Annotated in this window: 2 protein-coding genes; both read right to left on the bottom strand. The window is 38.6% G+C overall.

Going from position 1 to position 4,660, the window contains the following annotated elements; genetic code table 11:
- Nucleotides 1-135: 135 nt before the first annotated feature.
- Nucleotides 136-2,232, bottom strand: a complete 2,097-nt coding sequence (locus CZ225_RS22630) for a BT4734/BF3469 family protein (RefSeq protein WP_077155963.1) — start codon at nucleotides 2,230-2,232, stop codon at nucleotides 136-138.
- Nucleotides 2,233-2,738: 506 nt separating this feature from the next.
- Nucleotides 2,739-3,401 (bottom strand): hypothetical protein, encoded by a 663-nt coding sequence (locus tag CZ225_RS22625; RefSeq protein WP_077155962.1) that lies wholly within the window; start codon nucleotides 3,399-3,401, stop codon nucleotides 2,739-2,741.
- Between the last annotated feature and the right edge of the window lie 1,259 nt (nucleotides 3,402-4,660).

Here is a 4,660-nt window from a genome sequence, read left to right as displayed (position 1 = left end):
GGCTCAAAATGCGGGGAATGTAACGACTTATCGTTTAATGAGGCAAAAAATAGCCGCATAGACAAAAAAGGAAAATGAATGTTTTAGATCAAAAAAAGGAGATGTGCCTGAGTTTTGACACACCTCCCTGTTTTTTTATGCAATCCTTGTAACGTGATAAAGAGTTCCGCGCCGGGAGCGTTTGCTGGGTATTTCATGTTTGTGGAGTACTCTCCCGAATATGCTTACCCGCTTGTTGGACAATGGGATAGCACTGTTTCCTTTGACTTCCTCCAGAATCTCTGCCGGTGATAACCATTCACCCTCTTTTTCTTCCGGGGCAGGGCGGAAATAACGATAAAACAATTGTTCTTCGAGCGACTGTTGCTCAAACTCACGGTTATTTTCGGTCATGATCCGCTCTTCATCTTGGTCGAACCAGTAACGTTCGCCATGATCCAGTTCATACATCGCTTGTGCGTAAAGCTGTTCGTAATCGATGGCATGACTGGTATCTATTGTCTCCGTCACTTCGATACAGATAAAACGGCGGCTCCCTGACGGATCGGTCAGCAAATCCTTTTGATTGCTTGTGGCAATGAATGAAGCATAGCGGCGCATCTCTAATACGGCGGTTCCGTAAGGTTTACGCATATTTACCACTGGTTTTTGGAGAATATGTTTCAAAAATCCCTGTTGTGTATCACTGATCTGATCAAATTCGTCAATATTGATCAACGCAAAGCGATTGAGAGATAACTCTGCATCTCTTTTTCGTGAAAAGTCGATGCTGTCTGTATAATAGGCTCGTATGGCAGGTGGAATAATACTCCGGCAAAATGTAGATTTACGCGTACCTTGAGCCCCGACCAATAAAGGGGATACATTGTTCGCATATTTCTTATCGGTTCCACGCCAATGAATTACCATGCTCAGAAACCAGCGGTGGAACAATTCTACCCAATACTGGTTCTGGCAGGGTACTGTTTGTGCCATCTCCCGGATACGGTCTTTGCGATCCCAGGTCGGGAGGTGATAAAGAAAATCTTCCAACGGGTTGAAAACCGGTACTCGGTTTGAGTATATATATCGGCTGATGTCTCTATCCCATAGGGGAATACCTTCGCTTTGTGCATCTAAGGCAATGCTGTTCAGTGCTCGTTTGTCAATTGGATTGAAATGAAAGCGGAATGAGTTCCGTTCACGATATTCTACTTCACCTATCTGTGTGTTGTAACGAAAGTCGTAGCGTCTTTTCATAAACTCCTCTGTTTGTAGTGCTAACAATTGTTCTTTTTTCAGTCCGTTTTGTTTGCCGAAACCATTATAATTGCCATATATGTTTCTTATTAATTCGCGGACCAGCGTTTCCTGACGGCGCAAGTAAAAGTGGAAAATGGTACGTTTCACTGTTTCTTCTTCCGGAATTCCCGAATGAAAACAGTTGATGGCGAGTTGGGTCACTAATGCTTGGAAGTCTTCTTCTCTGGGAAGTGCGCCGTTGTTTTCTGCTTCATGGATTTCTTCCCGTGTTTTTCTCAATGCTGCTTCGAAAAGCATAAATGCTGTATTTTGGGTATCATAACCGGGTACGGCTCGTGTTAATGGTGACTTTTCGGAATGTAGTGTTTCCTGATAGGACATTTCTTCGGGCATTCTTGTCGGTTGAGATAAATAAAAAGGTACAGCGTCTGGTCTGTACAATAGTTCCGGATCGTAAGATAATCGTGAAAATTGTTCCAGCGTCGGCTCTTTGGGCAATATGTTGAAGGGGAGTTGAGGTTGATAACATTTTACGGCAAGCCGATAGGCATGTGCGTGGAATACTTCTGCTTCTTCCTTCTTCTGCGGAAGCGACTGATCAGGCCGGGTGAAACGTGCCCAGATTTTCACTGTCTTTCCGCTGGAACCGGTGAAGACACAATAGGTTTGTGGCTGTTGCCAAGCCTGTTGCTTCACTAGTGTGATTTCTGATTTGCCTGCTAGCGGACCTACTGTTATTTCTACTATTCCATTATAATTTTTCAACTGTTTTCCGGCTTTTGTCCTACGGAACTCTGCGGCGGGTAGAATCTTGGGTAACTTATCCGCCTCGTAACAACGTGTATCGGGCAAGGCATATCGTAACATTTCTCTGAATGTAGATACCGGTTGTGGCTTTGTCTCAGTTAGTGTCTTTTCTATCCATGTTTCTATATCCAGGGTAGTTAGTGCAGTCGTTTTATCCTTGTCTCTTAATTGTGTGACTTTCATTACTGTTTATTTTAAATATTCTATAAAGGTAGCTATACTTGCTCGGTCTGACAATAAAAAGTAAGGTTTTATTTGTTTTTTCCTGCTTTTCTTTTGTTTCTTTCATCAGGTTATTAGGGCTTGACAGTTGTTACAGCTCTTGTCAATTCGTTGAACACTTTGTTCCAAGCCTTTGAACACTTTGTTTAGATAGTGAGAACACTTTGTTACAAATAGGAAAACACATTGTTTTAAGCATGCGAACACATTGTTTCAAGCGTGCGAACACATTGTTTCGTACGTTGTTACGATCCGTTTATATGGTGAATTCTTTTAAAATAAATAGGTGTGTAGGATAATAGTATCTTGCACCTAATTGCAACAGCATCTGCAACACTGTAATATGCTACGTGCTAGATAAATAAACGGATATTGTTGCAGGTGCAAGATGTTTTGTATTTTGCAAACTTATATGTAAGTAGGGCTTATTGAAATCAGTATGTGCTTTTATTCTTGCTGGAAACTACTTATAGTTGGGAATATACTTTCTTCCACCACTGCATGCATCGCATAATGATGGACGTGTGTTTATGGCTTTCCTGCTTTTCTATTTGTTTTTTTGTTGATTGTTCCTGTACCACTTGTTCCTGTGTTACTTGTTCAGTTTCACGCATTATTTCCAATTTGTACTTGGTGTACCTCTTTTTCTCTTTTAAGAGTATATTTACTTGATCAGATAATTTCTTGTTTTCCAACTCTAGTTGGTGGTATTGTCTGTCATAGTCCAGCACCTTTTCTTTTAGCATATTCCGCTCATATAACAGCTGAATATTGACAGACTCTTTAGCGGTGAACGCTCCATTTTTTACCTTTCTATTCAAATTCCATACTGTACGGTGGAACTCACGTGCAGCTTCTTCGGGGGTCATGCCATGGGCGGCGGCAATATCTTTTAATTTATGTCCGTTCAGGATCGAACAAAAGACTTCACGTCTCCTATCGTCAGTGATTTGTAATGACAGTGCTTTTACTACTACCGGATACAAATTGAAACATTCGCTTTGCAAACGAATGTAGAGTTCAGCTTCTTCGTATTTGAGCATCTCGCGTTGGATAGCTTTATCCGCATTTTGGATTAGCTTTTTGAGATTAGTTTTTTTATGCTCCAACGTTTTTTCTAGATCATCCATATCGTATTTCTTATTTGATTGTCTTTTTAAATATGACTAGGCGTCTGTGTACTCTCTCAAAAAATGGGGAGACTGGAAAAAGAAAGAGGCACAGACGCTGTTGCCGTTTCACTACTTGTATAGAGGTGTTGGCCTTACCTTCCAGCAATAGTGATAAACAACAGACGTCCATGCCGATTTTATGTATAGGAATACTATATAACAATTGGCATGGAATATCTGTTGTATCACTTCTCGCTGTTTTAAAGGGCCAACTTTCTATACTGAGAAGTAATACGTTTTATATTCCAATAATTATAAAAACTCCTTTTTCTTACGCTCACGTCGCGCTGACATGGAAAAAAGGTATATGCAAAGATAAGTATTTTTTCTAAAATCTATACGAAAAGGGAACTTAAATCAATTATTTGTCCCTTTTTAATAAAAAGGAATCAAAATACTATATGCTTAATAATGATGTTGTTGAACTGTATTTTGTTGTTGTGGCACTTGATATAGTAAAGATTGTTTTTTTGTGTACTAGTTATGAGATAAATAATGGATGTGTTAGTATTCTTTTTATTTTTATTATAAATATAGGAGTTATTAAATAGTTAGCATCCCCCCTTTGCTATCTTCTTTTATGAGCCTCTTTTTTATAATTTCTCCTCTTTATATACTTGTAATTGATTCTTTATGGTTGCAGTAGTTAGTTAAACAATGTCAATGTACTAACAATATATTTGTTTTATAGAATATAGTTAGTATATTTGTATCGTTAAATACTTCCTTATCCTGAATAAGGAAAGGATGTATTGGATAAATGCAAACATGTATATAGTTTTTATGACCTATTTTACTAATATTTAATTGACATTTTATTGAAAGGAGGCAAAATCAGGAAGATATGCGATACAATACCTTTTTTATAGTACTTACTGGAATCATCCTGGCAGTACCTGATAGATGGTAATACTTACTTTTATTTATGCTATCAACTAAAAAACATTAAAAAGGAGTCTGCCAACTGAAAGATCCTCGCAGCTTTTAGTAATACTATATAGAAGCGTTCATTTCGTGCAACTTATAACAATCTGCCGGCAGTCACGAAGTGCAAGGAATAAAGTAAGTAGCGGATTGAAAATAAAAATCATTTTGTGAAACTAAAAAGTAATATACCAATGAACAAATTAAATCTCGATATAACATCGGATGTTTCCGCTCTGAGAGACAATGCAGAACGGCTACAATCAACCAACCATTCCGGCAAGACTGGACCT

The sequence above is a fragment of the Bacteroides bouchesdurhonensis genome, from assembly GCF_900155865.1.
Taxonomy (GTDB): Bacteria; Bacteroidota; Bacteroidia; order Bacteroidales; family Bacteroidaceae; genus Bacteroides; species Bacteroides bouchesdurhonensis.
Note: the sequence above shows the minus strand (reverse complement) of the source record. Positions and strands in the feature narration are given on the sequence as shown.